Annotated in this window: 26 protein-coding genes; 13 read left to right on the top strand and 13 right to left on the bottom strand. The window is 66.5% G+C overall.

Annotated features, from left to right (window positions below):
- Positions 1–167: 167 nt before the first annotated feature.
- The gene (locus tag ACFWP0_RS18780) at positions 168–1,127 is read left to right on the top strand and encodes a helix-turn-helix domain-containing protein (RefSeq protein ID WP_377844519.1); all 960 of its coding nucleotides are present in this window, start codon (positions 168–170) and stop codon (positions 1,125–1,127) included.
- A 79-nt stretch (positions 1,128–1,206) separates the two neighbouring features.
- On the opposite strand, the gene ACFWP0_RS18775 is transcribed toward ACFWP0_RS18780, so the two are convergent.
- The gene (locus ACFWP0_RS18775) at positions 1,207–2,292 is read right to left on the bottom strand and encodes a LuxR family transcriptional regulator (protein WP_377844517.1); all 1,086 of its coding nucleotides are present in this window, start codon (positions 2,290–2,292) and stop codon (positions 1,207–1,209) included.
- A 298-nt stretch (positions 2,293–2,590) separates the two neighbouring features.
- Positions 2,591–3,535, bottom strand: a complete 945-nt coding sequence (locus ACFWP0_RS18770; protein ID WP_377844514.1) for an AraC family transcriptional regulator N-terminal domain-containing protein — start codon at positions 3,533–3,535, stop codon at positions 2,591–2,593.
- A gap of 196 nt (positions 3,536–3,731) precedes the next feature.
- Between ACFWP0_RS18770 and ACFWP0_RS18765 the strand changes: the two genes are divergently transcribed.
- The gene (locus ACFWP0_RS18765) at positions 3,732–4,493 is read left to right on the top strand and encodes an SDR family NAD(P)-dependent oxidoreductase (protein ID WP_377844512.1); all 762 of its coding nucleotides are present in this window, start codon (positions 3,732–3,734) and stop codon (positions 4,491–4,493) included.
- A 35-nt stretch (positions 4,494–4,528) separates the two neighbouring features.
- Here ACFWP0_RS18765 and ACFWP0_RS18760 read toward each other — a convergent pair whose 3' ends face one another.
- Genes ACFWP0_RS18760 through ACFWP0_RS18750 form a run of 3 tightly spaced genes read right to left on the bottom strand, consistent with a single transcriptional unit; the run spans position 4,529 to position 7,701 of the window.
- Positions 4,529–5,602: an ABC transporter substrate-binding protein gene (locus tag ACFWP0_RS18760; protein WP_377844510.1), complete on the bottom strand. Its 1,074-nt coding sequence runs from the start codon at positions 5,600–5,602 to the stop codon at positions 4,529–4,531.
- The gene (locus tag ACFWP0_RS18755) at positions 5,592–7,001 is read right to left on the bottom strand and encodes a sensor histidine kinase N-terminal domain-containing protein (RefSeq protein ID WP_377844508.1); all 1,410 of its coding nucleotides are present in this window, start codon (positions 6,999–7,001) and stop codon (positions 5,592–5,594) included. The genes ACFWP0_RS18760 and ACFWP0_RS18755 overlap by 11 nt, the downstream gene beginning before the upstream one ends.
- A gap of 4 nt (positions 7,002–7,005) precedes the next feature.
- Positions 7,006–7,701, bottom strand: a complete 696-nt coding sequence (locus tag ACFWP0_RS18750; RefSeq protein WP_377844505.1) for a response regulator — start codon at positions 7,699–7,701, stop codon at positions 7,006–7,008.
- Between the two features lie 232 nt (positions 7,702–7,933).
- Here ACFWP0_RS18750 and ACFWP0_RS18745 point away from each other — a divergent pair, with 232 nt between their 5' ends.
- Both ACFWP0_RS18745 and ACFWP0_RS18740 read left to right on the top strand, forming a co-directional pair.
- Positions 7,934–9,274: a CitMHS family transporter gene (locus tag ACFWP0_RS18745; protein ID WP_377844504.1), complete on the top strand. Its 1,341-nt coding sequence runs from the start codon at positions 7,934–7,936 to the stop codon at positions 9,272–9,274.
- 38 nt (positions 9,275–9,312) lie between these two features.
- The gene (locus ACFWP0_RS18740) at positions 9,313–10,053 is read left to right on the top strand and encodes an SDR family oxidoreductase (RefSeq protein ID WP_377844502.1); all 741 of its coding nucleotides are present in this window, start codon (positions 9,313–9,315) and stop codon (positions 10,051–10,053) included.
- Positions 10,054–10,108: 55 nt separating this feature from the next.
- On the opposite strand, the gene ACFWP0_RS18735 is transcribed toward ACFWP0_RS18740, so the two are convergent.
- The 4 genes from ACFWP0_RS18735 to ACFWP0_RS18720 all read right to left on the bottom strand — a co-directional run bounded on the left by ACFWP0_RS18735 (position 10,109) and on the right by ACFWP0_RS18720 (position 13,142).
- Positions 10,109–10,555: a GCN5 family acetyltransferase gene (locus ACFWP0_RS18735; RefSeq protein WP_377844500.1), complete on the bottom strand. Its 447-nt coding sequence runs from the start codon at positions 10,553–10,555 to the stop codon at positions 10,109–10,111.
- On the bottom strand, positions 10,503–10,700 hold the full coding sequence (locus ACFWP0_RS18730; protein ID WP_377844498.1) for a helix-turn-helix domain-containing protein: 198 nt from the start codon (positions 10,698–10,700) through the stop codon (positions 10,503–10,505). The genes ACFWP0_RS18735 and ACFWP0_RS18730 overlap by 53 nt, the downstream gene beginning before the upstream one ends.
- 99 nt (positions 10,701–10,799) lie before the next feature.
- Positions 10,800–11,768: a tripartite tricarboxylate transporter substrate binding protein gene (locus ACFWP0_RS18725; RefSeq protein WP_377844496.1), complete on the bottom strand. Its 969-nt coding sequence runs from the start codon at positions 11,766–11,768 to the stop codon at positions 10,800–10,802.
- A gap of 42 nt (positions 11,769–11,810) precedes the next feature.
- Positions 11,811–13,142 carry an arylsulfatase gene (locus ACFWP0_RS18720; protein WP_377844494.1) on the bottom strand — a complete coding sequence of 444 codons (1,332 nt, stop codon included), beginning with the start codon at positions 13,140–13,142 and terminating at the stop codon, positions 11,811–11,813.
- A 101-nt stretch (positions 13,143–13,243) separates the two neighbouring features.
- On the opposite strand from ACFWP0_RS18720, the gene ACFWP0_RS18715 reads away from it, so the two are divergent.
- From ACFWP0_RS18715 to ACFWP0_RS18690, 6 genes are all read left to right on the top strand, one after another.
- The gene (locus tag ACFWP0_RS18715; RefSeq protein ID WP_377844492.1) at positions 13,244–14,143 is read left to right on the top strand and encodes a LysR family transcriptional regulator; all 900 of its coding nucleotides are present in this window, start codon (positions 13,244–13,246) and stop codon (positions 14,141–14,143) included.
- A gap of 251 nt (positions 14,144–14,394) precedes the next feature.
- Complete coding sequence (locus tag ACFWP0_RS18710; protein ID WP_377844490.1) at positions 14,395–15,336, top strand: ABC transporter permease; 942 nt, start codon at positions 14,395–14,397, stop codon at positions 15,334–15,336.
- Positions 15,336–16,169: an ABC transporter permease gene (locus tag ACFWP0_RS18705; RefSeq protein ID WP_008159307.1), complete on the top strand. Its 834-nt coding sequence runs from the start codon at positions 15,336–15,338 to the stop codon at positions 16,167–16,169. Before ACFWP0_RS18710 ends, ACFWP0_RS18705 begins: the two co-directional genes overlap by 1 nt.
- Positions 16,170–16,172: 3 nt before the next feature.
- Positions 16,173–18,023, top strand: a complete 1,851-nt coding sequence (locus tag ACFWP0_RS18700; RefSeq protein WP_377844488.1) for a dipeptide ABC transporter ATP-binding protein — start codon at positions 16,173–16,175, stop codon at positions 18,021–18,023.
- Positions 18,024–18,069: 46 nt separating this feature from the next.
- Positions 18,070–19,662, top strand: a complete 1,593-nt coding sequence (locus ACFWP0_RS18695; RefSeq protein ID WP_377844486.1) for an ABC transporter substrate-binding protein — start codon at positions 18,070–18,072, stop codon at positions 19,660–19,662.
- 9 nt (positions 19,663–19,671) lie between these two features.
- Positions 19,672–21,216 carry a M81 family metallopeptidase gene (locus tag ACFWP0_RS18690; protein WP_377844484.1) on the top strand — a complete coding sequence of 515 codons (1,545 nt, stop codon included), beginning with the start codon at positions 19,672–19,674 and terminating at the stop codon, positions 21,214–21,216.
- 31 nt (positions 21,217–21,247) lie between these two features.
- Here the strand turns inward: ACFWP0_RS18690 and ACFWP0_RS18685 are convergent, their stop codons facing one another.
- From ACFWP0_RS18685 to ACFWP0_RS18670, 4 genes are all read right to left on the bottom strand, one after another.
- Positions 21,248–22,186: a LysR family transcriptional regulator gene (locus ACFWP0_RS18685; protein ID WP_377844482.1), complete on the bottom strand. Its 939-nt coding sequence runs from the start codon at positions 22,184–22,186 to the stop codon at positions 21,248–21,250.
- A gap of 66 nt (positions 22,187–22,252) precedes the next feature.
- The gene (locus tag ACFWP0_RS18680) at positions 22,253–22,852 is read right to left on the bottom strand and encodes a LysE family translocator (RefSeq protein WP_377844481.1); all 600 of its coding nucleotides are present in this window, start codon (positions 22,850–22,852) and stop codon (positions 22,253–22,255) included.
- A gap of 97 nt (positions 22,853–22,949) precedes the next feature.
- Positions 22,950–23,387 carry a hypothetical protein gene (locus ACFWP0_RS18675; RefSeq protein ID WP_377844479.1) on the bottom strand — a complete coding sequence of 146 codons (438 nt, stop codon included), beginning with the start codon at positions 23,385–23,387 and terminating at the stop codon, positions 22,950–22,952.
- Between the two features lie 96 nt (positions 23,388–23,483).
- A complete protein-coding gene (locus tag ACFWP0_RS18670) occupies positions 23,484–23,681 on the bottom strand; it encodes a hypothetical protein (RefSeq protein WP_377844477.1) in 198 nt (65 codons plus the stop codon).
- Positions 23,682–23,839: 158 nt separating this feature from the next.
- On the opposite strand from ACFWP0_RS18670, the gene ACFWP0_RS18665 reads away from it, so the two are divergent.
- The 3 genes from ACFWP0_RS18665 to ACFWP0_RS18655 all read left to right on the top strand — a co-directional run bounded on the left by ACFWP0_RS18665 (position 23,840) and on the right by ACFWP0_RS18655 (position 24,809).
- The gene (locus ACFWP0_RS18665; protein WP_025137012.1) at positions 23,840–24,043 is read left to right on the top strand and encodes a cold-shock protein; all 204 of its coding nucleotides are present in this window, start codon (positions 23,840–23,842) and stop codon (positions 24,041–24,043) included.
- A 43-nt stretch (positions 24,044–24,086) separates the two neighbouring features.
- Positions 24,087–24,344 (top strand): hypothetical protein, encoded by a 258-nt coding sequence (locus tag ACFWP0_RS18660; RefSeq protein WP_377844475.1) that lies wholly within the window; start codon positions 24,087–24,089, stop codon positions 24,342–24,344.
- 123 nt (positions 24,345–24,467) lie between these two features.
- Complete coding sequence (locus ACFWP0_RS18655; RefSeq protein ID WP_377844472.1) at positions 24,468–24,809, top strand: hypothetical protein; 342 nt, start codon at positions 24,468–24,470, stop codon at positions 24,807–24,809.
- Positions 24,810–24,813 lie beyond the last annotated feature (4 nt).

The raw sequence follows: 24,813 nt of genomic DNA, 5'->3' as shown, positions 1-24,813 counted from the left end.
GTGCGTCCTTTTATTGCGGACGATTCCTAGGGGCCGGCGATTTTTTCTGTACGTATAATCGGCCGGTAGTCTTCGCACGGCCAGAGCAAAGCGTCCACGGCAGTGGCGCATAGCGTCCATCCGCATGAGGGTGCTGGCCCCCCCGTCGGCATGATCCGGTACCCAAGATGAGCGCGCAGGCCTATCACCACACCACCGATGTCATCAAGCCGCAGGACCAGTTCGCGTATTGGCGCGACGCCATCTGCGACGCCTATGTGCCACTTGAGCCCGAGCGCAATGCCGCAACCAGCTTCCGGGGCCAGATAGACGGCCTGCTGTTGCCTGAGCTGCATGGCTCCACCATCACGGCGCAGTCTCATGTGGTCCGGCTTTCCGCGGCGGGGCTGGCCAACCGAAAGCAATCCCCCTTCTTCGCCAACCTGATCTGCGCGGGCGAAGCCGTGGTCTCGCAGGGCGGCAACACCATGCGCGCGCGGACCGGCGACGTCTACGTGGTCGATTGCGCGTCTGAATGGGAAGTCGACTTCCGCACCGACTTCAGCATGTTCTGCATTGAAATCCCGGAGGGTCTGCTGCGGCCGCAGCTGGGTCGTCGCGGACGCCTTGCGATGCCGGTGCTGGACGGCGGCTCGGGCGCCGGGCGGGTGCTGGCCAGCTACATGCGCCTGGTCAGCGAATTGCCTGCGAACGAACTGCAGCAGGTGCAGGCCCTGATGGTCAGGCATTGCGGCGAGCTGCTGTCCCGGACCCAGCTGGAGGACGCGGGCGTCGCGGCCCAGGTCGCCGAACGGGTGCGGCAGGGCGTCCTGGAGCGCATCCTGGCGCTGGTGCAGCGCCGCCTCGCCGACAGCGCCCTGACGCCGGCCTCGGCCAGCGAGGAACTCGGCATCTCACGCAGCTATCTTTTCAAGATCCTGGCCGAGCATGGCCTGAGCTTCAGCGCCTATGTCCGCCAGTGCCGGCTGGAGCAATGCCGCCTGGCCATCGAGGCGCAGCCGGGCCGTTCCATCGCGGACATCGCCGCAAGCTGGGGCTTTGAGGAAGTCTCGACCTTCAACCGGGCTTATCGGACGCATTACGGCCGCACGCCCGGCAGCGAGCGCGGCGGCTCTGCGCTGCGCTGAGTCCCGCGAAATACACAAGGCGGGCTCGCTGCCCATTTCGGACCCGCGCGGCGGGGATAAGCGCCCAGACGGGGTCCGCCTACAGCAGCGATGCCAGCCTGACCAGCTCGGACTGGCGGCTGCATTCCATCTTGTTCAGCAGCGAGGCCACCTGCTTGCGCACGGTGAGCACCGAGGCATGGCGCAGCGTGGCGACTTCCTCCACGCTGTGCCCGGCGGCCAGCCCAGCCAGGACGGCGGCTTCGGCGTGGGTGATGGCGAACACGGATTCCAGCTTGTCGATGTCGGGCATGGAGAATGCGCTTTTCTTGCGCATGCGCATCAACAGCATCCGGCCGCCGATGAGGCTTAGCATTTCCGGCGCGACGCTGATGTCGACCCAGAAGAACTCGCCCCAGCCGGAGGCCGTGGCCAGAGACCGCATCCGCCCGTCCCGGGCGACCGCGGCGCAATAGGCGTCGAACAGCCGCTGCACCTTGTGGTCGGCATGGCGGAGCCGGCCGCCGCGCACGGTCCAGCCGCAGGCGTCGTCCAGGTAGCCCCCGGCCAGCGCGGACATTTTTTCCACCACGGAGTCCTTGCTGATCAGCAGCACGGCTTCCTGCACTTCCGAGAAGGCGCTTTCGACCGAGCGCCATCCAAGGGCCTGGTTTTTTTCGCGCTGCGCGAGCTGGCTGCGCAGCGCGCGGAAATACTGCGCGAAGTCGCCGGACTGGAGGCGGTCGCAGGCCTTGTGGTCGACGGATGCGCGCTGAAAGCCGATGGAGGCGTGCAGCACGCTGTTGGCCTCGATGATCAGCGAGATCAGCTGCGCCATGTTGTGCTTGACCATGAAGTCCGAATAGAACTCGGTGCGCTGCAGCTGGGCGCTGTTATACATCCGCGCGGTGTCCAGCCATGTGCCCGCGGGCGCCTGACGGGAATCCTGTTCAAGAATGTCGCAGTTGCAGTAGTGCCCCTGGTAATCCGCGAAGCACGCATCGGAGAAGCCGATGGCGGACAGGGTCAGCAGCTTGTTCCTGGCGTCGAAGACGATCAGCGTGCCGCTGTCGGCGCCGACCAGATCGCGGGCCGTCCGCAGAACGTCGTGCCAGGGCGGCTCGGGATCGGTCAGGTGGTCTACGGCCTCGATCGCGCGGCGCAAGGCGATTTGATGATCGGGCATGTCGTGCCTCCAACTCTGGGTCAGACGTAATCGATGCTACGTGTCACAGATGGTTGTAGGTGGCGCCGGCCCGGATATGGCGTGGCGGCGCCTGGCTGCTGCGGATCAGAGCGGATGGGGGCGCGGCGGGGCATGGATGGTCGCCGACGCCGCGGGTCCCACGGAGAAATTATCCTCGCAAATCCGCGCTCAAGGAGAAAAAACGCTTGTTTTCGGGGCGTGGGGGCGCGGCGCGCTCATTGCTGATGCGGCGGCACCGGGATATTTCAATCAGTGCGCCGCGGGCTTGCAGGCGTCCTTAGTGCCTGGCCGCAAACGCGTCGATCCCCGCCGCGGGCGACAGGGCGAACGATGCCTTCATGTCGCGCACCTCTTCGACCGGCGTGCGGCCGAAGAACCGCTTGAATTCACGGCTGAACTGCGAGGCGCTTTCGTAGCCGACGCGCGCGGATGCGGAGGCGGCGGTAAGGCCGTCGCGGATCATCATCAGTCGGGCCTGGTGCAGCCGCGTTGACTTTATGTACTGGATCGGCGATGTCTGGGTGACCGCCTTGAAGTTGACATGGAATGCCGGAACGCTCATTCCCGCCTCCAGCGCCAGGTTCGCGACGTCCAGGGGCTGCGAGTAATCCGTGTGGATGCGGCGCAGCGCCTTGGCCACCCGGCCAAAGCGGCCCTGGTGGGCCAGCGCCGCCCGCATTGCGCCGCCTTGCTCGCCGACCAGCACCCGATAGCAGATTTCGCGCACCAGGGCCGGGCCCAGGATGCCGGCATCCAGGGGAGAGCACAGCGCGCGCAGCAGCCGCAGGGTGGCGTCGGCAAGGTCGCCCGCCAGCGGCGTGGACACGATGCCCAGCGGTACGCCGTCTTGCGGCGTGCCGGCGCGGGCGTCGATGGCGAGGATCAGATCGGCGACGGCGGTGAGGTCCAGGCGGATCGATACGGCCAGCATGGGCTCGTCCTTGCTTGCCTGGGTTTCAGTGGAAAAGGGCAGGGGCACGGACAGCACCAGATAGTGCTGCGCGTCGTACACATAGACCTGGTCGCCCAGAAAACCCAGCTTGCGGCCCTGGCACACGATGACGATGCTGGGTTCGTAGAGTACGGGCGTGCGTCCCAGCGGGCGGTCCGAACGCATGAAGCGCACGCCGTCCAACACCGACAGGCTATAGCCCTCGTTGGGCGCCAGGCGTTCGATCAGGGCAACCATTTGCCCGGAAATCGGGTTGGCAACGGCCGTCATGGGGCGTCCTTGGAATCGTTTCTGATCGGGAAAATTCTACCGGCAATGCACCCGGAAAAAATCGAATCCGATAGAAACAGGCAATGGTGCGATAGGGCCATGTATTCGCGTGGAAGGGCGCCTTCCTTAGCATTCAGTCATGGGCCGCGGGCCACTGGCCGGCGCGCATTGATTTTCAACTCGGAGATTTTCCAGCATGACGACATTCAATACTGCGGATCAGCCCTTCGCCGGCAAGGTGGCCATCGTGACCGGCGCGGCCAGCGGGATCGGCCTGGCCACGGTGGAACTTTTGCACGCCCAGGGCGCCAGCGTGGTGGCCGTGGACCGGAATGACGACGTGCAGGCGCTTGCGCGTCCTGGCGTCGAACCCCTGGTCGCCGACGTTGCCCAGGAAGAGAGCGCCGTGCGGGCGGCGAAGACAGCGAAGGACCGCTACGGCAGGTTGGACATTCTGGTGAACAACGCCGGCATCATCATCAACAAGCCCGTGATCGAGATGACGCTGGACGATTGGAACAGCATCCAGGCCGTCAATTCCACCGGCGCATTCCTGTTCTCTCGCGAGGCCATGCGGATGATGGCGCCCGCCGGGCAGGGAACCATCGTGAACGTGGGTTCCTATGCGTGCTACCAGGCCTTCCCGACGATTGCGGCCTATGCCGCATCCAAGGGGGCGCTGGCGCAGTTGACGCGCGCCTTGTCGCTGGAAGCCATTGAACATGGCATACGCGTGAACGCCGTGGGGTCGGGCGACGTCGTCACCAACATCGCCAACCATATCCATGCAGACGGGCCGGCGTTCCTGGCCGAGCATGGCAAGAACGCGCCGATCCGGCGCGCGGCCCAACCGCGCGAGATCGCGGAGGTCATTGCATTCCTGGCATCGGAGAAGGCCAGCTACATCGTGGGCGCGGTGGTGATGGCGGACGGCGGCATGAGCGTGGCGCTCAGGTAGGCATGCGCAGCGCGGGTTGGCGGCGCATGGGCGGTCTACTTCGGCGGGAAGATCGCCGCCCGCCAGACATCCAGGAAGTGCCGCTTCTTCAAGGGGTCCAGATACACCAGCAGCCCCACGCCCAGGGGCACGGGCCGCACGCCCGCGGCGGGCACGACCGAGGCGCTGACGGGCCGCATGCCGGATTGCCGGGCCAGCATCTCCTGGCCGCGGGGCGACAGCAGGTAGTCCAGGAACATCGCGCCCAGGTCGCCGCGAGGCGCCTGCCTGGGAATGATCGCGGAGCGCGACAGCATCAGCGTGTAGTCCTGCGGATAGATGATGGCCAGCGGCGCGCCCTGGTCGATGCGGTGGCGTGTGTAGGACTCCAGCAGGTTGTAGGCCAGGGTGATCTCGCCGCGCTCCAGCTTGTCCAGCGCATGCTCCGTGGATTCATGGATGGCGACGCCGTTGCGGCCAAAGGCCGCCAGCAACGCGCCGGCCATGCTGTCCAGCCGGGTGTCTTGCGTGGCCGCCAGATAGCCGATGCCGCTGCCCTGGACGTCGTAGGTGGAGATCCGGCCGGCCAGGGGCTGGTCGGGCGCCTGCAGCAGGGACAGCAGTTCGCGGCGGGTGTGCGGCACGCGGGCCGCGTCCAGCATCCGCGTGTTGTAGACCATGACGATGGGGTCGGTGCCGATGCTGAAGACCTCATCGCGCCAGTTGGCCCAGCCTGGCAGCGCCCGCGTTTCCGGCGAGATGTGGACGCGGGCGTAGCCGTCGTTGACCAGCTTGGTCTGCAGGTCCATGGCGCTGCTGATGACAAGATCGGGGCCGGTCCGGGACGCGGGCGCGTTCCGCGCCCGGGCTACGGTGTCGCTGTAGAGCGCTTGGGTGGACAGCTCGGTGTACTCCAGGCGTACGGAAGGGTTCAGCCTGCTGAAGTCTTCCAGCACGCCGCGAAACACCTGCACGCTGTTGGAGGCATGCACGACCAGCACGTTCTTGCTGTCGGCCGGACCCAGCGTCAGGCCGCTGCCGCTGACTTCCGCGGCGTGGCCGGCGGCGGCCAGCGCCAGGGCGGCCAAGGCGGCCAGGAAACGCAGGAAGGGCAGGGCGTTACGCATCATGGGTTTGGGCCGGCAGCGTGATGACGGCGTCCAGGCCGCCGCCCACCCGGTTGCTCAGGCTGAGCTTGCCACGGTGGATGTCGACGACGCGCTTGACGATGGACAGTCCCAGGCCGGCGCCGGGGGCGCGAGGGTTGGGGCCGCGCGCAAAGCGCTCGAAGGCGGTGTTGGCCAGCGCGGGCGGAATGCCCGGGCCTTGGTCGGATACGGCGATGCGCCAGTCGCCGCCTTGACGCTCCAGGACGACGTCGATGTGGCCGTCTTCCGTCGCGCCGTGGCGCAGGGCGTTGTCGATCAGGTTCTTGAAGGCTTCGCGCAGCATCAGGCTGTCGCCCAGGACTGTTGGCGGATGGCCGGCGTCGGCGTCGGGCAGGCGCAGGCGGACGTCGGGCTGGGGATCGGCTTGCGGGACGGTGTCATACACGGCCTGGCTCAGCAGTTCGGCCAGGTCGACGGGCTGGAACTGCTTCACGTTGCTGCGGTGGATGACGCTGGCGTCGCTGAGCAGCTGATTGACCAGCCGGGACAGTTTCTCGGCGTTGCGCAGCACGGCCAGGAGGCTGCGGCGCTGTTCGGCGGGGTCTTCTTCGTCCAGCGCCACTTCCATCTGCGCGTGCAGCGCCGCCAGCGGCGTGCGCAGCTGGTGGGCGGCCTCGGCGATGAAGAGGCGCAGGGTGTCCAGGTTTTCCGACAGGCGGGCCATGAAGCCGTCCAGCGAATGCACCAGCATGTCCAGCTCTTCGGGCACGGGGGCGGCGATGGGATGCAGGTCGGACGCGCTGCGCCCGGCCAGCTCGCGTTCGACGCGCTGGATGGGCGACAGCGACCGGTGCAGGCCCCAGTAGGCCAGCGCCAGCACGCCGGCGGTGAAGCCGATCAGCGCCAGGGTGCCCTGCCACAGAATGCTGTCGGCCAGCGCGTTGCGGGCCTCGCGCGTCTGCGCGACCTGGATGGCGGCGGTCTCGGTTTCGCGGGGGCCGGCGATCTTGCGTTCCATCCAGGCGATGCGCACCGGCTGGCCCTGGTAGGACGCCGCATACAGTTGGGGAGAGGCCGCGGCGTCCGCGTTGTTGCGGACGGGCGGCGCGGGCAGGTCGGCATAGCCGGAGATCAGGGCGCCGCTGGCAGCGGCGACCCGGTAGAAGACGCGGTCGCGCGGGGCCTGTTCCAGCAGCGCCAGGGCGGCGTAGGGCATGTCCATCTGCCATTCGCCCTGCACCAGCTGCAGGCTGTCGGCCATGGACAGGACGGAGGCGCGCAGGAGCTGGTCGTAGGTGGTGTCGGCGGTTTGATGGGCGTAGCCGCGCACCAGCAGGTAGAGCGCGCCCAGTCCGACCGCGAACAGCGCGAACAGCATGGCCAGCAGCCGGCGGCGGACGGAGACACGGCGGTGCTGCACGGGCTTATTCCCTGGGTGCGGCGCTGTCCGCTTCGTCGGCGGCCGTCAGCAGATAGCCGGTGCCGCGCTGCGTTTCGATGCGCAGCGGCGAGCCTTCCAGCTTGCGGCGCAGCCGGGCGATGTAGACCTCGATGGCGTTGGGCGCGGCCTCGTCGTCGAAGGCGAAGAGCTTGTGGGCGATCTCTGTCTTGCTGACGGCGCGGTTCATGCCGGCCAGCAGGATCTCCAGCAGGCTGTATTCGCGCTTGGGCAGCTCGATGCGCTGGCCGGCCAGGGTGACCTGGCGCGCGGCGCTGTCGATGACCAGTTCGCCAAAGCGCAGGACGCCCGCAGCCTGGGCGCTGGGCCGGCGCAGCAGGGCGCGGCAGCGGGCTTCGAGTTCGCGGAAATCAAAGGGCTTGGCCAGGTAGTCGTCGGCGCCGGTATCCAGGGCGTGGACGCGGTCTTCGATGTCGATGCGGGCGGTCAGCGCCAGCACGGGCGTCTTGCTGCCGCGGTCGCGCAGGCGGTGCAGGATGTCAAAGCCCGACATGCGGGGCAGGCCGATGTCCAGGATGACCAGGTCGAAGGTCTCGTACTGCAGGACGCCGTCGGCGCTCATGCCGTCGTTCTGGCAGTCGACGGCATGGCCAAGGCGACGCAGTCGGCGTACGAGTGCGTCTGCCAGATCCTCATCGTCTTCGATTACCAAGATGCGCATCTGGCGATTGTCGCATGTGTTGCGGGCCCCCACGCTTCGCCTACGGGGTGGGCTCTGTGCCCGCCGAGGGGGCTCCTTTTTCCTTGGGGCGGCCCGGCGGATAAAGGCCCTGCGGCGGCAGCGGCTTTTGAAAAACGACAGGTTCCAGACAGCTTTTCTTCCTAGTCTTGCGCTCCTGCTTCCCCCGCCGGAGGCAGCCACACATAACAACGACTAGTCGGAGATAACCCTCATGCTTCTGACCCTGCTTGGCTTCGGCATGGTGATCACGTTCATGACGCTGATCATGACCAAGCGCCTGTCGCCGCTGGTTGCGCTCATCCTTGTCCCCATTATCTTCGCCTTGCTGGGCGGCTTTGGCGCCGGCATCGACAAGATGATGCTGGACGGCATCCGCAAGATCGCGCCCACGGGCGTGATGCTGATGTTCGCCATCCTGTACTTCGGCGTGATGATCGACGCCGGCCTGTTCGACCCCATCGTGGGCCGCATCCTGCGCGCGGTGAAGGGCGATCCGCTGAAGATCGTGGTGGGCACCACGGTGCTGGCGCTGGTGATCTCCCTGGACGGGGACGGTTCGACCACCTACATGATCGTGGTCGCCTCGATGCTGCCGCTGTACCGCCGCCTGAAGATGAACGCGCTGTCCATGACCTGCCTGGCGATGCTGGCCAGCGGCGTCATGAACCTGACCCCTTGGGGCGGGCCGACGGCGCGCGCCGCCAGCGCCTTGCATGTGGACGCGGGCGACATCTTCGTGCCGCTGGTGCCGGTCATGGGCGTGTCCATCGTGGCGATCCTGGTGCTGGCGGTGTTCCTGGGCCTGCGCGAGCGGCGCCGCCTGGGCGTGCTGTCGCTGCCGGCGGGCGCATCGCTGCACGCCGGCTACGACGAAGACGGCCCCAAGAACCTGCCCGAGATCGAGGTGGACCAGGACCTGCGCCGCCCGCACCTGTTGTGGGTGAATGCCGGCCTGACCCTGGCGCTGATGGTGAGCCTGGTGCTGGGCGTGCTGCCGCTGCCGGTGCTGTTCATGATCGCGTTCGCGGTTGCGCTGATCATCAACTATCCGAACCTGGCCGAGCAGCGCCGCCGCGTGGCGCAGCACGCGGGCAATGTGCTGTCGGTGGTGTCGCTGATCTTCGCGGCCGGCATCTTCACGGGCATTCTCTCCGGAACCGGCATGGTGGAAGCCATGTCGCGCAGCCTGCTCGCCGTAATCCCGGACGCGCTGGGCCCCTATCTGGCCGGCATCACCGCGCTGGTCAGCCTGCCGTTCACGTTTTTCATGTCGAACGACGCCTTCTACTTCGGCGTGCTGCCGATCCTGAGCGAAGCCGCGCAGGGCTATGGGATTTCCCCCGTGGAAATGGCGCGCGCGTCGCTGATCGGCCAGCCCGTGCACCTGCTCAGCCCGCTGGTGCCGTCCACCTATCTGCTGGTCGGCCTGGCCGGCGTGGAATTCGGGGACCACCAGCGCTACGCGCTGAAGTGGGCCACGATGGTCTGCCTGGTGATGCTGGCGGCGGCGCTGGCGTTCGGCCTGTTCCCGCTGGTGGGATCCGCCGCCTGATCCGCGGCGCCTGCCGCATTTCTCATAAAGGAACGTTCATGGCTTTGCGCATTGCTTACGTCACCAGCGGAATGGGCCACACTGGCACCGCGATCTGCCAGGCGCTGCATCATGCCGGACATCGCGTTATCGCGGGCTGCGGCCCGCGCTCGTCCCGCAAGGACCATTGGCTGAAGGAACAGAAATCCCTGGGCTTTGACTTCATCGCCTCCGAAGGCGACGCCACCGATTGGGCGTCCACCGAGGCCGCGTTCGCCAAGGTGCGGCGCGAGGTCGGCGAGATCGACGTGCTGGTCAACAACGCCGGTTCCATGCTGGACATGCGCTTTCGCCAGATGGGCTATGCCGACTGGTCGGCGGTGCTGCGCAGCAACCTGGACACGCTGTTCAACAGCACCAGGCAGGTGGTCGACAGCATGTCGGACCGCGGCTGGGGCCGTATCATCAACATCGGTTCGGTCGCGGCCGAGAAAGGCCAGATCGGCCAGATCAACTACGCCACGGCCAAGGGCGCGGTCATCGGCTTTACGCGTTCGCTGGCGCAGGAGGTCGCGGCGCGCGGCGTGACGGTGAACCTGGTGTCGCCGGGCTTCATCGCCGACGACACGGTCAAGGCGTTTCCGCCGGCGCTGCTGGACCGCATCATCGAAAGCGTGCCGGTGGGACGGCTGGGCACGGCCAAGGATCTGGCCGGACTGTGCGCCTGGCTGGCGTCGGACGAGGCGGCCTTTGTCACGGGCGCCAACTACGCCATCAACGGCGGCGTGTACATGAGCTGACGCATCGGCGGAATCAGGCGGCCTTTGGCGGCCGTCCGATTCCATGCCGGGCGCATCAGTGTGCGCGGCTTTTCAGGAAGTCGGGGATGGACGCCGCGGTGCGCTTGCAGTCCGCCAGCCATTCCACGCGCCATTCCGTGATCCGCTCGGCGGTGTAATGCTCGAAGACGCCCGGCGTCGGCTCGTTGATGGACTCGAACTGCCGCACCAGCACCAGCGGTTTCTCGGCGCCAGGCGTTTCATCCGAGCATTCCGCGGCTTCTTCAAACGTGGCGAAGGCGTAGTAATAGTCATCGCCGTCATGCAGATCCTCGCCGCCCGCATGCGGATGCACCCACACGCGGTATTCCAGCACGTCATCGTAAAAGTAGCCGCCGCCGGATTTGGTCATGGCCGGATATTCGCCGACTTGATCGGGGTCGATGGCGACGGGGTGGGCGCAGGAAAGGTCAGACGTCGATCTGGTCAAACTGCACTCCCAGCGCCGCAGCAATTCGTTCACGCGTAATTCTCTTTGTCTTCGCGCCTTGCGCCTCCATCGCAGCATAGCTGGGCTGGCGGATGCCCAGGCGTGAAGCGATTTCAACCTGGGTAATACCCAAGTACTCGCGCCATGCGCGAATAATGCCCCAGTCGTTGTCGGACATTAAAATCACGACTTCATGCGGAACCGTGCCGTCTGCAGGGATGCGGGGGCAAGGGACAGGAGCAGCCTTGGCGCCGGCCAGAGTATTTGCGCGCTCAGCTCAATTCGCGAGCTTCACCGCCCCGCTGTCGATCAGCTCCTTCCATTTGGCGTTGTCGGCGTCGATGAACTTCAGCAAGTCGTCCCGCGATCCGCCGCCGGCCAGCATCCCGGCGTTGTCGACCGCGGCCTTGAACTCCGGCGTGGCCACGGCGGCGCGCAGCGCGGTGTTGATCACGTCGAGCTGCTCGCCGGGGATGGCCTTGCTGGCCGCCACGGAAAACCACTGGCTGGCGGCGTAGCCCTTGAAGCCGGATTCCTCAACCGTCGGCACGTCGGGCAGGCTGTCCAGCCGGTACGGCGTCGTCACCGCGTACGCCTTCAATGCGCCGGCCTTGATCTGCGGCATCACCGGCGCGGACCCCAGGATGGCCAGCGGGATCTGGCCGCCCGCCACGTCCGCCACCGCCTGGCCGCCGCCCTTGTACGGCACGTGCACGATGCGGGTGCCGGCGTATTGGTTGAGCAATTCGCCCGCCAGGTTTTGCGACGTGCCGTTGCCGGAGCTGCCGTAGCTCCAGGCCTCGGGCCGGCGCCGGGCGTCCGCCAGCACGTCCTGCAGGCTGTCCCGGGCGTCGCGCGCGGGGCCGACGATCACCATCGGGCCTTGCGCCATCAGCATCACAGGGGCCAATTCGCGGCCGATCTCGGGCTGGGGCGTGGGATAGATCAGGGGGCCCGGCACGGTCAGCAGGTAGCCGTCGCCGGCCTTGCTGCGCGCCACCAGCTGCAGGGCGATGGCGCCGGACGCGCCGGGGCGGTTTTCCACGATGACGTTCAATCCCGTCTTGCGCGCGAGTTCCTGCGCGGCGATGCGGGTCAGCACGTCGGCGGTTCCGCCCGGCACGAAGCCGACCACCCAGGTGATCTGCCTGGCCGGCCAATCCAGCTTGTTGTCCGCCGCGCTGGCTGCCGCGGCGGGCAGGGCAATGCCAAGCAGCATTGCACAGCATCGGATAGCGAAGTTCATGTTTTCCCCTTGTGTTCTTCTATCAGGCAAGCCGCCCTGGCCTCAGCTGGGATCCAGCTTGCCGGGCGGGGTGTTCGGATGCGCGGCGCACGACTGGTTGAACGCCTGCACCATTTTCAGGATGGGGCCGAGCACCCAGGTGTTGAAGATGAGGATGTCGCTTTCTTCCTTGGGGTCCTGCTTCAGGTTGAACAGGTAGGGCGACTCCAATTTTCCCTTGCCTTCGTTGACCTCGGGTTCCCAGTAGAAGTGCAGCTTCCAGTCGCGCCATTTGACGGCGCGCAGGTCGTTCTTGATGTAGAACAGAAAGCCCTCGCGCAGGGAAGTCGGACTGGCGCCCGTGAAGAATCCGGTCTGGTCGATACCGTCGATGGGCCGGTCCTGCGGGATGGCCGCGCCGCCGATGCGCGACAGCGTCGTGTACAGGTCGGTGACGTGGACCATCTCGTTGGATACCTGGCCCGGCTGCACGCGGCCGGGCCAGCGGATGATGAAGGGCACGCGCAGGCTGCCTTCCATCGCGGTATGGTAGGTGCCGCTCCACGGCCCGGCGGTGCCGCGGTAGGGCCTGCGGTATTCCGGGCCGTTGTCGCTGCAAAAGATGAAGACGGTGTCGTCGCGCAGGTCCAGCTCGTCCACGGCCTGCACGATCTGGCCGACGCGGTGATCCATTTCGACCATGGAATCCGCAAAGTCCCCGGCGCCCGTGCGGCCGGCAAAGTCCGCGTGCGGCAGGGTGGGAAAGTGCAGGTGCACCAGGGGCAGGTACAGGAAGAACGGTCGGCTGGCTTCGGCGTGCTTGCGCATGAAGCCGATGGACCGGTCCACCAGTTCGGCGTCGATGCCGCGCCGCGTGTCCAGGTCGTAGACCTTGACGTTTTCCGATGGCGCGCCTGCCTGGCCCTGCATGATGTGGGGAATGTCCGCGACGGACGGATCAAACCCGACCGAGGCCGTGAACTGGCTTTCGTCGGTGGTGCGGGGGATGCCGTACCACTCGTCGAAGCCGCGGTCGGACGGATAGCGGCCCGGGACGTCGCCCAGGTGCCATTTGCCGTAGTGCGCGGTGGCGTAGCCCTGGCCCGAGAGCTGTTGCGCCAGTGTGATCTCGTCGCGCGCCAAGCCTTGCGGCAGGCCCGGCGGCACGGATTGCAGGCAGCCCGTGCGGATCGGATGCCGGCCGCTCATCAGCGCGGAGCGCGTGGGCACGCAGTCGCTTTCCACATTGAAGTTATGCAGCAGCAGGCCTTGCGCGGCAAGCCGGTCGATATGCGGGGTGGGCGCGCCGCGCAGGGCGCCGCCTCCGTAGCAGCCGAGTTCTCCCCATCCCAGGTTGTCGGCCACGATCAATACGATATTCGGCTTCTTGTCCATTGCGCTGCGCCTCTCGGAATGCTCGGGTTGATCCCAGGCATTCTAGGAGCGGGAGCCGGACGTAATATTCCAGATATTGAGTATTTCAATAAATATAAGTTATGAATCTGTCGCTGCGTGACATCGAGTATTTCCTGGCCGCCGTCGAGCACGGCAACCTGGACCGGGCCGCCGCGGCCTGCGGCGTGAGCCAGCCGGCGCTGTCCAAATCGCTGCAGCGGCTGGAGGCGGACACGGGGCTTGCGTTGCTGGACCGCAGCGGGCGCGGCCTGCGCCTGACATCGGCGGGGCTGGTGTTCCTGGAGCACGCAAGAAAGCTCTGGGCGGAATACCGCGATGCGGTCAGGCACGCGATGGAATTGCGGGTCGGGGAAGCGGGGCTTTTGCGCATCGGCGCAACGGGGGCCACCGTGGACAGCATTGTGATGCCTGCGCTGCGGGTGCTTATGCCGCGCCGGCCCGCCTTGCGCATCCAGTTGACGCAGGGGCTGTCGGACGACCTGAACGAGCAGGTCGCCAGCGGCAAGCTGGATCTGGCCGTCACGCCCATATATGCCGACGTGCCCGCGGCCCTGCAGCAGGAGCCCATTCTGGAAGACCGGCTGTGCGTGGCCGCGAGCCGCAAGCATCCGCTGGCCGCGCGGCGCAAACTGTCGCTGCACGATCTGCAAGGCCAGCGCTGGATCTTGCCCAAGCCCACGTCCATTGCACGCAAGGCGCTGGATGCGCGCTATGCCGAGGCCGGCCTGGACCTGCCGGCGGCCGCGCTCGAAGTGGAGCATTTCTCGAAGGGCACGCTGGAACTCCTGGCGCATTCGGATCTGCTGGCGGTCGCGCCCCAGAGCGCGTTGGACGGAGATCGGGATATCGCGGTGTTGCCGGTTGTCCTGGGCAAGCCGCTGCAACGCCGCATTGCGCTGATTTCCCGTCACGCCACCACCTGGTCGCCCTTGATGACAGAGTTCCGCGCCGCGATTCTGCACAGCGCCAGGCCACGCTGAATTTTGCGGCCGCTTTTCGCTAGGGGAATTCCCTAGCCGCCGCCGATGCCGGCCGGACGCATATCCAGCCACCGTAAGCCTCTGCGCGAAGGTATCTAATAAAGGCAACGGTTTTTTAAAAATATTGATATGGTTGGAACCCTCCCCGCTATCTAGAATTCGCCGCAAGTCGTTTTGCGCTGTCCGGCAAGGCGACATTTCGGGATCACGGCCAGGCACCGTACCTGGCCGGTACTAGACAAGGGGAATCAATGCTTTCGTACACATTGCGACGGCTGCTCATGACGCTGCCCGTCATGCTGTTCGTCGCGCTTTTCGTGTTCGGCCTGCTGGATCTGGCGCCGGGCGATCCGGCGGCGCTGCTGGCCGGCGAGGACGCCACGCCGCAGGACATCGCGCGCATCCGCGCGACGCTGGGCCTGGACCAGCCGTTCCTGCACCGCTTCGGCGAATGGGGCTGGAACGTGCTGCACGGCGACCTGGGCACGTCGCTGTTCACCGGGCTGCCCGTCAGCCACATGATCAGCCAGCGGCTCGTGCCGACGTTTTCGCTGATGCTGATGACGCTGATCGTCTCGGTCGCCGTCGCCATCCCCATCGGCGCGCTGGCCGCTTGGAAGCACAACCGCGTGCAGGACCGCGGCATCATGGTGCTGGCGGTGTTCAGCTTTTCCGTGCCCTCGTTCGCGGTGGGCTACCTGCTGGCCTGGGTCTTCGGCCTGCAGCTGCGCTGGTTCCCGGTGCAGGGCTATGCGCCGCTTTCCACGGGCTTCTGGGCGTCCGTGCATACGCTGGTGCTGCCGGCGCTGGCGCTGGGCAGCGTCTACGTCGCGCTGATCACACGCATCACGCGGGCGACGCTCCTGGAAACCCTGAGCCAGGACTATGTGCGCACCGCGCGCGCCAAGGGCGTGGGCAACCGCGGCCTGCTGTTCCGCCATGCGTTGAAGAACGCGGCGGTGCCCATCATCACCGTCATCGGCAGCGGCGTTGCCCTGCTGATCAGCGGCACGGTGGTGACCGAGACGGTCTTCTCCATTCCCGGCCTGGGGCGCCTGGTGGTCGACGCCATCCTGCGGCGCGACTACCCCGTGATCCAGGGCGTGATCCTGCTGTTCAGCTTCATGTACGTGCTGGTCAACCTTCTGGTCGATCTGCTTTACCGCGCCTTTGACCCGAGGATCAAGTACTGATGAATACCTTTACCGGCTTTCTGAAGCGGCATCCGACCACCGCCGTTGGCGGCGCGCTGCTCCTGCTGCTGTTCCTGGTGGCGCTGTGCGCGCCCTGGCTGGGAACGGTGGACCCGACGGCGCTGTCTCCCATCCATCGCACGCGCTCGCCGAATGCGCAGTTCTGGTTCGGCACCGACCTGCTGGGACGCGACGTGTATTCGCGGGTGATATACGGCGCGCGGGTGTCGCTGATCGTGGGCTTCACCGTGGCGGCGCTGTCCACCGTGATCGGCGTGCTGATCGGCCTGGCGGCGGGTTTCGTGCGCTGGGTGGATGCGGTGGTGATGCGCATCATGGACGGCTTCATGTCGATCCCGACGATCCTGCTGGCCATCGCGCTGATCGCGCTGACCCGCGCGTCCCTGCAGAACGTGATCATCGCGATCACCATCGCGGAGGTGCCGCGGGTGGTGCGCCTGGTGCGCGGCCTGGTGCTGACGCTGCGCGAACAGCCCTACGTGGAAGCGGCGGTGGCCGCGGGCGCCAGCCGCCTGCGCATCGTGCTGCGGCACATTTTCCCGAACACGCTGGCCGCGCTGATGGTGCAGGCCACCTATATCTGCGGCGTGGCGATCCTGGCCGAGGCCAGCCTGTCGTTCATCGGCGCGGGCGTGCCGCCGTCGGTGCCGTCGTGGGGCAACATCATGGCCGAAGGGCGCGCGCTGTGGCAGATCAAGCCGCACCTGATCGCCTTCCCGGCGGTGTTCCTGTCCATCACGATCCTGGCGATCAACATGCTGGGCGACGGACTGCGCGACGCGGTGGATCCGCGCATGGCCAAGAGGATCTGAACGATGAACACGACAACGACACAGAACCGGCGCGTGCTGGAGATCGAGGACCTGTCGATTGCCTTCGGCCGCGGCGACAGCGCATTCCGTGCAGTCAAGTCGCTGAGCCTGCACGTGGACCGCGGCGAGACGCTCGCGATCGTGGGCGAGTCCGGCTCGGGCAAATCGGTGACTTCGCTGGCGGTCATGCGGCTGGTGGAATTCGGCGGCGGCCGCATCGAAAGCGGGCGCATGACCTTCCATCGTGGCCCCGGACAGCCGGTGGACCTGGTGGCGGCCTCCGAGGACAGCATGCGCGCCATGCGCGGCAACGACCTGGGCATGATCTTCCAGGAGCCGATGACTTCGCTGAACCCGGTGTTCACCGTGGGCTCGCAGATCGTCGAGGCGATCCGGCTGCATCAGCCTGGCGACGCAAGGTCAGCCGCGGCCGCGGCCCGCCGGATCCTGGACCAGGTGCGCATTCCGGACGCCGCGGCCATCATGGGGCGCTATCCGCATGAGCTCTCGGGCGGCATGCGCCAGCGCGTGATGATCGCGATGGCGCTGTCCTGCAAGCCGGCGCTGCTGATCGCCGACGAGCCCACCACGGCGCTGGATGTGACGATCCAGGCGCAGATCCTGCAGCTGATCCGCGAGCTGCAGCGCGAGATGGACATGGGCGTCATCTTCATTACGCACGACATGGGCGTGGTGGCCGAGGTGGCGGACCGCGTCATGGTCATGCGCAAGGGCGACGTGGTCGAGAACAACGATGTGCAGGGCTTGTTCAAGTCGCCGCGGCACCCGTACACCCAGGCGCTGATGGCGGCGGTGCCGCGGCTGGGCGCGATGCGGGGCACCGCGCTGCCGGCGCGCTTTCCGCTGCTGTCCGACGGGGACGCCGGGCAGGCGGAAAAGCCGCCCGCCCGCGCGGCCAAGGACGAGGTGGTGCTGAGCGTGCGCGGCCTGGTGACGCGCTTTGACGTGCGCGGCGGCGTGTTCGCCCGCGTCAAGAAACGGGTGCACGCGGTGGAGCAGGTCAGCTTTAACCTGCACGCCGGCGAGACGCTGTCGCTGGTGGGCGAGTCCGGCTGCGGCAAGACCTCGACGGGGCGTTCGCTGCTGCGGCTGGCCAAGACCTCGCGCGGCACGATCGAATTCCAAGGCAAGCCCGTGCGCCAGGATGATGCCGCGTCGCTGCTGGCGCTGCGCCGGAACATGCAGTTCGTGTTCCAGGACCCCTACGCTTCGCTGAATCCGCGCATGCGGGTGGGGGAATGCGTCAAGGAACCGATGCTGATCCACAACCTGCACAGCGGCGCGCAGGCGGACCGGCGCGTGGCCGAACTGTTTGAAAGAGTGGGGCTGGACGCCTCGATGATGCGGCGCTGGCCGCACGAATTCTCCGGCGGCCAGCGCCAGCGCATCTGCATCGCGCGGGCGCTGTCGGTGGATCCCAAGGTGCTGATCGCGGACGAATCGGTGTCCGCGCTGGACGTATCGATCCAGGCGCAGATCGTGAACCTGCTGATCGACCTGCAGCGCGACCTGGGCGTGAGCTACCTGTTCATCTCGCACGACATGGCGGTGGTGGAGCGCATCAGCCACCGGGTCGCGGTGATGTACCTGGGCCAGATCGTCGAGATCGGCCCGCGTCAGGCGATTTTCGAGAATCCGCAGCACGCCTACACCCGGAAGCTGATGCAGGCCGTGCCCATCGCGGACCCCGCCGCGCGGCGCCGCGCCACGTTGGAGCTCAGCGAGCTGCCCAGCCCGGCGCGCGCCGTGGGCGACGAGCCCGTGGTGCCGCCGCTGGTGCAGGTGGGAGACGGGCATTTCGTGGCGCGGCACCGTATCGGCGGCGCGTACTAGCGGCAACAGGACGTCGTTTTTTTCCTTTTTATCCCGGAGATAGAAAATGGATCGTAGGAATTTTCTGCTGGCTTCTTCCGCTTCGGCGGCCGCCTGGGCCTTGCCCGGCTTGTCGTGGGCCGCGCCCGCGAAATCGTCGTTCCGCTGGGTGCCCCAGGCGGACCTGGCCTTGCTGGACCCCATGTTCACCACCGTGGCCATGACCCAGGTGCACGCCCAGCTGGTGTTCGACACGCTCTACGGGCTGGACGAGCAGTACTTGCCGAGCCCGCAGATGGCCGCCGGCCACGTCAGCGAAAATGACGGGCTGCTGTGGAAGATCACGCTGCGCGACGGGCTTAAGTTCCATGACGGCGCCCCGGTGCGCGCGCAGGACGCGGTGGCCAGCATCCAGCGCTGGGCCAAGAAGGACCTGATGGGCCGGTCCCTGATGCAGGCGACCGAGTCGCTGACCGCGCTGGACGACAAGACGATCCAGTTCCAGCTCAAGAAACCGTTCCCGTTGATCCTGCACGCGCTGGGCCGCCAGTCCGGCAACATGGCCTGCATCATGCCGGAACGCCTGGCGAAACTGCCGGAGACCGAACAGGTCAAGGAAATGGTCGGCAGCGGCCCGTTCACGTTTGCCGCCAGCAAATGGGTATCCGGTTCGCGCGTGGTGTACGAGAAGTTCGCGGGCTATGCGCCGCGCCAGGACGACAGGAAGCCGGTGTTCACGGCCGGCCCGAAGCTGGCGCACGTGGACGAGGTGCACTGGCACATCATCCCGGACCGCGCCACGGCCATCGCGGCGCTGCAGGCCAACGAGGTCGACGGCGTCGAGATGGTGGACAGCGACTTCCTGCCCATCCTGAGCCAGGACCCCAACATCCGTCTGGTCAAGCGCAGCCTGCCGACCATCGGCGTGATGCGCTTTAACCATCTGCACGCGCCGTTCGACAACCCGGCGATCCGCCGCGCCGTTCTCAGCGCGGTCAACCAGACCGAGTACATGACGGCGATGAACGGCGCCGACTTCCCGGAGTACTGGAGCGACCGCTGCGGCGTGTTCGTGCCGGGTTCGCCCATGGACAGCGACGCGGGCATGGACAAGCTGACCGGCAAGCGCGACATCGACGCGGCGCGCGCGGCCATCAAGGCGGCCGGCTACAACGGCGAGACCGTGGTGCTGCTGGACCCGGTGGATTTTCCGACCTGGCACGCCGCCGCCCTGGTGACGGCGGACCTGTTCAAGCGCCTGGGCTTCAAGGTGGACCTGCAGACCATGGACTGGGGCACCGCCGTGCAGCGCAGGAACAACCAGGAGGCGCCCACGGCGGGCGGCTGGAGCGTGGCGTTCACGGGCAACACCGGCCCCAACAACCTGGATCCGGCGGGCCACCTGCCGCTGCGCGGCAACGGCAAGCAGGCCTGGTTCGGCTGGCCCACCAGCGAACGCCTGGAGCAGCTGCGCCTGGACTGGTTCAACGCGCCCGACCTGGAAGCGCAGAAGAAGATCTGCCGCGAGATCCAGCTGCAGGTGTTCGAGGACGTGCCCTACATTCCGCTGGGCGCGAGCTATCCGGTCAGCGCGCTGCGCAGCAACTGGAAGGATTTCCAGCCGCAGATGTCGCTGTTCTACACATTGCACAAGGCGTGAGGACCAGGTATGCGCAGCAAGGCTCCAAAAGTCGCCATTCTTGGTTTTCACCTGGAATCCAACGCGTTCTGCCCGCCGTCGGTCAAGGCCGATTTCCTGGCGCAATGCTGGGAGGAAGGGGAGGCCATTTCCGAGCTTGCGGGCGGCCCCAGCCGCCTGCCCAGCGAGGTGGCCGGATTCTATGACCGCATGAACCAGCTGGGCAGCTGGACGCCCGCGCCGCTGATCGTGATCGGCGCGCCGCCGGGCGGCCCGGCCAGCGCCGCCGTCTGGGCCCAGTTCCTGGCCGAAGTTGAGCAGCGGCTGCGCGCCGCCATGCCTGTTGACGCGGTGTACGTGGCCAACCACGGCGCCTCGTCGGCGGAAGGCGAGAACGATACCGAGGGGGTGCTGATGCGCCTCTTGCGCGCCATCGTCGGCCCGGACGTTCCGGTCGTGGCCACGCACGACCTGCACTGCAATGTCTCGGCGGAAACGGTGGAGGCGCTGGACGGTCTGATCGCCTATCGCACCAACCCGCACGTGGACCAGCGCGAGCGTGCGGCCGAGGCCGCCGACATGATCCACGAGATCCTGGACGGCGCGCGCATGGTCACGGCCTACGTGCGCCTGCCCCTGACGCCGCCTTCCGTGACGCTGTCGACCGCCAGCGGCCCATACGCGGATCTGGTGGCGCTGGGCGCATCGCTGACGCAAAAGCGCGGCGAGGGGCCGATCGCCAATGTCGCGGTGTGCTCGGGCTTTGTGTTTTCCGATCTGCCCAAATGCGGCGTGACCATCACGGTGACGGCTCGTGGCGACCTGCAGGCGGCGCGCCGCGCGGCTCTGCAGGTGGCGCGCGCGGGCTGGGCCGACCGCGGCCGCTACATCGCCAATACCGTCGCCGTGGAGCGCGCCGTGGAACTGGCGCGCGCCGCCGCGCAGCCCCTGCTGTTCGCGGACGTGGCCGACAATCCGGGCGGCGGCGGGCGGGGCAATACCACTTGGCTGCTGCGGGCATTCGACCAGGCGCGCATTTCGGGCGTGGTGCTGGGGGTGTTCGTCGATCCCGCCCTGGCGGCGCGGGCCGGGGAGCTGGGCGTCGGGGCGGAATTCGACGCGGTGTTCAACCAGGTCGAGAGCGAGTATTCGCGCCGCTACACGGCGCGGGCGCGGGTGCTGAAGCTGACGGACGGCGAGGGCATGGGCCGGCGCGGCATCCTGCGGGGCCGCAAGTTCTCGATGGGCGCGACCTGCCTGCTGGAGCTGACGGAATCGGGCATGAAGGTGGTGGTGGGCAGCCTGCGCCGTCAACTGGCCGAGCCCGCCATGCTGGAGATGCATGGCATCGACATCGCGCAGGCGGGGCATGTGATCGTCAAGAGTCGCGGCCATTATCGGGCGGGCTTCGACGAGTTCTTTCCGGACGATCGCATCCACGACGTGGACAGCCCGGGGCTGACCACGCCGAACCTCAAGCAGATCGACTTCAAGGGACTGCCCCGGCCGGTTTGGCCGCTGGACGACGTTGCCGCCTGGCGCGAACCGGAATGGGCGGCGGATCTGGGGGACTAGGAAGGCGTGCGGCCCGCCCCAGGCGGCGCGCCTAGCGGCCAGTGTCCAGCCGGGCAGCCATCCAGGCAGGATCGGCGTAGGCGGCATCGATGTGCGCGCCCAGCGATTCCACGAAGCGGGTGACGCTGGACGGCAGCTGCCGGCCCGCCATCGTCTGGATATGCATATTGCGCTGATGTAGCTCGGTGTTGGACATGGGGATCTTTATCAAATCCCCGCGTTCGGTCGAGGTCATGACCGTGAGGTCGCCGGAAAAGCTGATCGCGCCCCAGCGCAGACAACTGTTCTCGATCGCACCCTGGTTGTTGCAGGTCATGGCCACGTTGAGTTCGATCTTCTCGTGCATGCAGCACAGGTCGATGATGAAGCGGATGGTGCTGCCCGGGCCCATCAGCGCGACGGGGTGGTTGCCGATATCGCGCATCGACAGGGTCTTGCGGCCGGCCAGCGGATGGTCCGGCGCCATGACCGCAATGACCGGCATGCGGCGCGCATACTGCACATGCACGCCCTGGGGCGGCGACAGGTTGTAGCTCATGCCGATGTCGTCTTCGCCTTCGCGCACGCGCCGGTTGATCTCCGAGGACTGCAGGATGTTCAGCTCGAAGCGCAGCGACGGCTCGGTCGCGCGGAATTCGCCGATGACGCGCGGCAGCAGCTCGCGGCCGAAGGCCTGGTTGGCCGAAATGCGGATGAGCTTCTGGCCGATCTGGCTCAGGTCGCGGATTTCCGCGCGGGCGCGCTCGGCCTCCAGCGAAGCCCGGCGCGCGTAGGCTTTCAGCAGCTGGCCGGCTTCGGTCAGGACCATGCCGCGCGCGTGGCGGTCGAACAGCAGGGTCTGGTGCTCTTCTTCCAGTTTGCGCACCATCCGGCTGACCGCCGACGGGGCCACGTGCAGCTTCTGCGCGGCGACGGTGAGCGAGCCCGAGTCCACGACTTCCAGGAAATAGCGCAGGGCGGTGTTGAGCATGGCGGCGGGTAGTTTGGCGGCGCGCTCCATACTAACGGAAAACGCTGCGCCGCCGGCCGGGCCCGCCTAGCGAAACACCGACCAGGCCAACGTGACCGAAAACAGGCCCAGCACGATCGACGCGCCGCGCTGCATCTTTGCCGGATCGATCCATTTCAGCTTTTCGCCGCCCAGCGCGGCGCCGAACAGCACCCACATCAAGCCGATCGGGACCAGGAGCAGGGTAAAGATGCCCATTGCCGCCAGATAGGCGGGCAGGCTTTGAAAAGCCGGGGCGGGGAAGATGGCGCTGGCGAACAGGATGCCCTTGGGGTTGAGCAGGGTGGCGACGAACAGCGTGCGCATGCCGATGAGTTGCCGGGCGGCGGAGGGCACGGCGGTGGCCGCGCGCCACATGCGCCAGGCAAGCCAGGCGATGTACAGGCTGCTGGCCACGCGCACCACGCCGGGCAGCCACGGCAGCACTTGCGCGGCTTCGCCGAGAAACCGGCCCCACGCGGTGATGGACACCAGATAGCCCGCCAGCTCGGCGCCCGTCAGGCGCGCGGACCGCTTGAATCCCTGCCGTAGTCCGGCGGCGGCAAGCAAGGTGTTGGTGGGGCCCGGCATGGCCAGGACGACAGCGATGCCGGCAATGAACAGGCCTGTGGCCGCGGCGGAGAACATGGATGGACTTCAAGGGGGCGGGGGACGGGCCGTTTTGTAGCACGGCCGTGTTTCAGGCGGCAACTAGCGGTGTCCGCCTGCGTCCTCTCGGGCCCGGCTAGCGCCCCAGCTTCATCGACACGTCCGTATGCGTGCCGCGATCCAGGTCCGCGCCCAGCGGCTGGTCCCAGTCGGGCAGGCTCAGCAGTTCCTTGCTGACCTCGCCGGCTTCGATGCGCCGCGCGATATCGTCTAGCAACTGCGTGCGCGTGGCAAAGCCTTTGCCTTGCAGATCTCGCGCGAAGAGCCGGTACGTGAGGTTGGGTTCTGCGCCCTTCATGACGCCCAGGTTCAGTATGCGGCCCTGTTCGTTGCGCATGAGCAGATGGCCGGGACGCGCATAGATGCGGTAGATGCGCCATGGCGACGAGACCGCAGCGTGATCGCGCCGCACGTCGCGCTTGGGTTCGCCGCCGCCGGGAGGCGTGGATGCGGAAGGAAGCAGTTTGACGCAGGCGTTCGCGAATCTGGCGATGGACTTTCTGATCGCGCTCAAGCGGGCTCTGCCATCAGCGCGTGCGCTTCTAGGGGGATAAGTATATTCAGATGGGTTTGCGTCATGCGCTTGCGCTGTTTGACCATTGCCGTACTCCTATATGGCGATACGGCGAGGCGACGCGCGTTCAAGCACCATGCCTTTGAGGATACGCGCTTTATCCGGCGGGACGGCGCAAAAGCGGCGATAGTTACGCATTAACTGCAATGCGCGACGCGAATTAACGGATTTTGTCGAGAAAATACGTGAAAACGCCGTCTTCAGCGCATAAAGATGGCAAATGGAAACGCCCATTGACTTTCCCCCTCCTCGCGCCCATAGTGGGATTGAAGCTTTTCGAGCATCGTGATTTTCGTCCGGTCTTGCACCCTCCTGGGGCGCTTCATTGTTCGCAGTCCTTTCCTTGACAGGCTCATTTCGCGGGCGCTGCCCGCATTCAATGGAAAGAGATTATGGAAACCGGAATTGTTAAGTGGTTCAACGATGCCAAAGGGTTTGGCTTCATCATGCCCGAGAACGGCGGCAAGGATTTGTTCGCGCACTTCTCGGAAATCGTCAGCGACGGCCACAAAGTGCTCCTTGAAAATCAGCGCGTCAGCTACGTGACCGCTCAAGGCGCCAAGGGCCCGCACGCAACACAGATCCGCACTTTGTGAACGAAGGCCCGCAGGGGCCTTTTGATCAGGTATTGGAGGTTTCATGTTTCACAACAATATGGTCTACAAGGGCTACAGGCTGACCGCCAGCGTTTCCCGGATTTCAGTCGGGGGCACCAGCCGGCCAGCCTTCACCGCCACAGTGGCAGTGGAACTCGCGGGCGATCAGGACAAGCTCGGCGATCCTTATCCCGTGCCTTTGTTCGCGTCTGGCGGCTTTGTCTCCAGCCCCGGAATGGCGGTGGATGCCGCGATCAATCATGGTCGTCTCGTGGTTGATGCACATGCCAGGCCAGCTTGATTTATTGAGGCATGGCGCGGTATGGCCATGCGGCACTGATGAATTGAACGCCAGCCTGAACGGGCCGCCCTGAATGCTTCGTTCGGGCGGCCTTTTTGGTTTTTTGGCGCCCGGGAGATTCGCATGGCGAATTCGAACAGCGGGACAGATATGGAGCGTTGGGCCAATGATGGCGGCTCGCAGGTCGCGGCGCTGGCCGAGGCGCAGCGCAAGCACAGTCCGCCGATACGCATGCGGCCCGGCATCACGCGGGGGGAACGCGACGATGATGATTTCGTTGACCGCGCCAAGACTGCCTATAAGCGCGACGGCGGCGCGGGCGAACCCGCCCACTACAGCCATATCAACGAGTTCGAAGGCAAGCGCGTCGTCATCCTGCGCAACAAGCGCGGCGTGCTCGCCGTCTATGAAGACGTTGACGGGGCGGTGCAGCGATTGGCGCGCTGGCCGGTTTCGTGGGTGTGATGGT

Origin of the sequence: Achromobacter sp. NPDC058515 (assembly GCF_042721735.1) — a bacterium.
In the GTDB taxonomy this organism is placed as follows: Bacteria; Pseudomonadota; Gammaproteobacteria; order Burkholderiales; family Burkholderiaceae_B; genus Achromobacter.
The sequence above is the reverse complement of the archived record's forward strand: the minus strand, read 5'-3'. Positions and strand labels throughout refer to the sequence as shown.

Bases quoted from the DNA above. Each gene is read 5' to 3' on its own strand.
- ACFWP0_RS18750 (WP_377844505.1), bottom strand. From the start codon at position 7,701: ATGCGCATCTTGGTAATCGAAGACGATGAGGATCTGGCAGACGCACTC.
- ACFWP0_RS18670 (WP_377844477.1), bottom strand. From the start codon at position 23,681: ATGGGCGTTTCCATTTGCCATCTTTATGCGCTGAAGACGGCGTTTTCA.
- ACFWP0_RS18680 (WP_377844481.1), bottom strand. From the start codon at position 22,852: ATGTTCTCCGCCGCGGCCACAGGCCTGTTCATTGCCGGCATCGCTGTC.
- ACFWP0_RS18740 (WP_377844502.1), top strand. From the start codon at position 9,313: ATGGCTTTGCGCATTGCTTACGTCACCAGCGGAATGGGCCACACTGGC.
- ACFWP0_RS18720 (WP_377844494.1), bottom strand. From the start codon at position 13,142: ATGGACAAGAAGCCGAATATCGTATTGATCGTGGCCGACAACCTGGGA.
- ACFWP0_RS18780 (WP_377844519.1), top strand. From the start codon at position 168: ATGAGCGCGCAGGCCTATCACCACACCACCGATGTCATCAAGCCGCAG.
- ACFWP0_RS18710 (WP_377844490.1), top strand. From the start codon at position 14,395: ATGCTTTCGTACACATTGCGACGGCTGCTCATGACGCTGCCCGTCATG.
- ACFWP0_RS18700 (WP_377844488.1), top strand. From the start codon at position 16,173: ATGAACACGACAACGACACAGAACCGGCGCGTGCTGGAGATCGAGGAC.
- ACFWP0_RS18655 (WP_377844472.1), top strand. From the start codon at position 24,468: ATGGCGAATTCGAACAGCGGGACAGATATGGAGCGTTGGGCCAATGAT.
- ACFWP0_RS18745 (WP_377844504.1), top strand. From the start codon at position 7,934: ATGCTTCTGACCCTGCTTGGCTTCGGCATGGTGATCACGTTCATGACG.
- ACFWP0_RS18660 (WP_377844475.1), top strand. From the start codon at position 24,087: ATGTTTCACAACAATATGGTCTACAAGGGCTACAGGCTGACCGCCAGC.
- ACFWP0_RS18715 (WP_377844492.1), top strand. From the start codon at position 13,244: ATGAATCTGTCGCTGCGTGACATCGAGTATTTCCTGGCCGCCGTCGAG.
- ACFWP0_RS18730 (WP_377844498.1), bottom strand. From the start codon at position 10,700: ATGTCCGACAACGACTGGGGCATTATTCGCGCATGGCGCGAGTACTTG.
- ACFWP0_RS18770 (WP_377844514.1), bottom strand. From the start codon at position 3,535: ATGACGGCCGTTGCCAACCCGATTTCCGGGCAAATGGTTGCCCTGATC.
- ACFWP0_RS18725 (WP_377844496.1), bottom strand. From the start codon at position 11,768: ATGAACTTCGCTATCCGATGCTGTGCAATGCTGCTTGGCATTGCCCTG.
- ACFWP0_RS18695 (WP_377844486.1), top strand. From the start codon at position 18,070: ATGGATCGTAGGAATTTTCTGCTGGCTTCTTCCGCTTCGGCGGCCGCC.
- ACFWP0_RS18775 (WP_377844517.1), bottom strand. From the start codon at position 2,292: ATGCCCGATCATCAAATCGCCTTGCGCCGCGCGATCGAGGCCGTAGAC.
- ACFWP0_RS18705 (WP_008159307.1), top strand. From the start codon at position 15,336: ATGAATACCTTTACCGGCTTTCTGAAGCGGCATCCGACCACCGCCGTT.
- ACFWP0_RS18665 (WP_025137012.1), top strand. From the start codon at position 23,840: ATGGAAACCGGAATTGTTAAGTGGTTCAACGATGCCAAAGGGTTTGGC.
- ACFWP0_RS18685 (WP_377844482.1), bottom strand. From the start codon at position 22,186: ATGCTCAACACCGCCCTGCGCTATTTCCTGGAAGTCGTGGACTCGGGC.
- ACFWP0_RS18765 (WP_377844512.1), top strand. From the start codon at position 3,732: ATGACGACATTCAATACTGCGGATCAGCCCTTCGCCGGCAAGGTGGCC.
- ACFWP0_RS18760 (WP_377844510.1), bottom strand. From the start codon at position 5,602: ATGATGCGTAACGCCCTGCCCTTCCTGCGTTTCCTGGCCGCCTTGGCC.
- ACFWP0_RS18690 (WP_377844484.1), top strand. From the start codon at position 19,672: ATGCGCAGCAAGGCTCCAAAAGTCGCCATTCTTGGTTTTCACCTGGAA.